This is a genomic window from Marinitenerispora sediminis (genome assembly GCF_003336425.1).
GTDB lineage: Bacteria > Actinomycetota > Actinomycetes > Streptosporangiales > Streptosporangiaceae > Marinitenerispora > Marinitenerispora sediminis.
On the sequence record NZ_QEIO01000279.1, the window covers coordinates 1 to 2488 of the forward strand.

General features: G+C 76.3%; 2 protein-coding genes and 1 pseudogene. All 3 read right to left on the reverse strand.

The window, feature by feature from the left end:
• The coding region (locus tag DEF28_RS26220) for a type II secretion system F family protein (protein WP_114446257.1) at window positions 1–840 on the reverse strand (840 nt) is incomplete at its 3' end.
• Complete coding sequence (locus tag DEF28_RS26225; RefSeq protein ID WP_114397951.1) at window positions 837–2201, reverse strand: CpaF family protein; 1365 nt, start codon at window positions 2199–2201, stop codon at window positions 837–839. The genes DEF28_RS26225 and DEF28_RS26220, both read right to left, overlap by 4 nt.
• Window positions 2198–2488 (reverse strand): annotated as a pseudogene (locus DEF28_RS27770) (hypothetical protein); the annotation flags it as partial. The pseudogene DEF28_RS27770 and the gene DEF28_RS26225, both read right to left, overlap by 4 nt.

The following is a 2488-nucleotide window of genomic DNA, read 5'->3' on the forward strand; positions in this document are numbered from 1 at the left end:
GGCCTCCGGGGCGAGGACGCGGGGGCCGAGCTTCGGGCGGGACAGGTGGGACAGCCAGAACAGGGCGCCGGCCCACAGGGCGCCGATCGCGGCGAGGACGAGCTGGCCGAGGAATCCGTCGAACGGCGCGAGGTAGTCGGGGCTCAGCAGCATGAGCACCAGCGCCATGCCGACGGTCACGGCGATGATGATGCGGGTCGAGGTGCGCACCCGCGCCCGGTTGGCCGCCGCGCGGACCAGCATCGCCGCCTGGTCCCGGGCGGCCTCGGCCAGGCTGCCCAGCAGGGTGCCGAGGTCGGCGGCGTGCCGGGTGACGGCCATGCTGAGCGCGGCGGCGACGAGGTCGGCGGTGGGGTTGTCCACGTCGTCGGCGAACGCGACCAGCGCCTCCCGGGGCGGGCCGCCGGCCCGGAGCCGTTCCGCCAGCCGGGCGACGTCGGCCTGGATGGGGGCCGGCGCGATGGGCAGCGTGGCGGCGATGGCCTGGTGCAGGCCGGAGGCGCCGGCCATCAGGTCGCGCAGCATCTCCGTCCACGCGGCGACCGCCTCGATGCGCTCCACCTGCGCGCGGTGGCGGCGGTCGGGGCCGAGCACGGCGGGCAGCCACCAGCAGCCGGCGGCGACGAGCAGGCCGGCGACGGGCCAGCCGGTGAGCGGCCACACCACGAGGCCGCCCACCACGGCGAGGGCGAGCCGGAGCAGGTGGTCGCGGCCGAAGGCGACCGCGCGGCGGCGCCGGGCCGGCCGGTCGGGGCGGGGGGCGGCGAGCGCGGCGAGGAACAGCCAGACGCCGGCTCCGACGGCGGCGCCCCCGGCGATGGTGGCGATGAGCGGGATCACACCGACCACCCGCTCAGGTCGGTCTCTCCGCGCAGCAGCGCGATGTCGAACCCGGCCTCCACCAGCGCGTCGATGGTCTCCGGGCCCGGGGGCGCGGCGGCCAGGACGCGCCCGTCGGGGCTCCGCCGGTAGATCTCGTTGGAGACGACCCGCCGGTCCTCCGCGCCCACGACCTCGCGCACGCTGGTCACCCGGCGCCCGCCGGCGGGGCTGGCCGAGACGTGCACGACGAGGTGCACGGCCGAGGCCACGAGGGCGGCGGTGGCCTCCAGCGGGAGGCGCTCGGCGGACTGGGCGGCGTAGGCGGCGAACTTCGTGAACGCCCCCGCCGAGTCGCTGGCGTGCAGCGTGGTCAGGCTGCCGTCGTTGCCCTGGCTCATGGCGTTGAGCAGCGGCACCGTCTCGTGCCCGCGCGTCTCCCCCACGATCACCCGGTCGGGCGACATCCGCAGGGCGGTGCGCACCAGGTCGGCGATGGTGATCTCACCGACGCCCTCGATGTTGGCCGGGCGGGCCTGGAGGGCGACGCAGTCGGGATGCGCCTCGCGGTCCTGGTCGAAACCCAGCTCGAAGACGTCCTCGATGGTGACGATGCGCTCCGTGGGCGGGATGTCGGCGGCGATGGCCCGCAGCAGGGTGGTCTTCCCGGCGCCGGTGCCGCCGGTGATCACCATGTTGCGGCGGGAGCGCACGGCCGCACGCAGCAGCTCCACCAGGGTGTCGTCGAGGGTGCCGAGTTCGCGCAGCCGCTCCAGCGTGGTGCGGCTGTGCCGGTGCCGGCGGATGGAGACCGCAGGCTCCCGCGCCACCTCCATGATGGCGTTCATGCGCTCACCGCCGGGCAGCGGCATGTCGAGGATGGGGGCTCCGGGGTCGAAGCGCCGCTCACCGGTGGTCGACTCCGCGGCGATGCGGCGCACCAGCGCGACCAGCTCCCCCGGGCTGCTGAAGATCGGGGGCCGCTGCTCGCGCCGGCCGTCGGCGTAGCGGACCCACACCCGGGTGCCGTTGCAGTTGATGTTCTCGATCTCCGGGTCGTCCAGGAGCTGCTGGAGCGGGCCGAGGCCGGAGACCTGGGCGAGGACCCGCCGGGTGATCAGCGCCTCGGTGGCCTGTTCGAGGACGGGGCGCCCGGCGGCGAGGGCGTCGCTGGCGGCCTGATCGAGGATCTGGGCGACGGTGCGCTCGGCGCGCCGGCGGTGGGCGGGCCCGGACTCGGACTCGCTGTCGCCCACGCTCTCCGCGAGGCGCCGGGTGGTCTCGGCGGCGACCCAGGCGGTCCACTCCTCGACCTGGCGGAGCAGGTCGGGGTCGAGGACCCGGCCGGGGTCGGTGCTCAGGTGCGGGTCGCCGGTGCTCACGCGACGACCTCCGCGGTCTCGGGCGGCACCGGCGCCGGCCGCTCGACCAGCCGCTGGGCGAGCGCGCCGACGGCCCGGAAGAGGGGTCGGCGGTTCGGCCGGGCCAGGTGCCGCTCGCCGCGCAGGAACGCGGCGGCACGCTCGTCGGTGGGGATGCGCGCCCACACCGGCAGGCCGACGGTCTCGGCGATCTCCTTGGGCGACTCGCCGCCGCCGACCACCACGAGCCCGAGCTCGGTGAAGGAGTCGGTGAAGGCCGGGACGGACTCCTTCACCCGGCGCAGCTG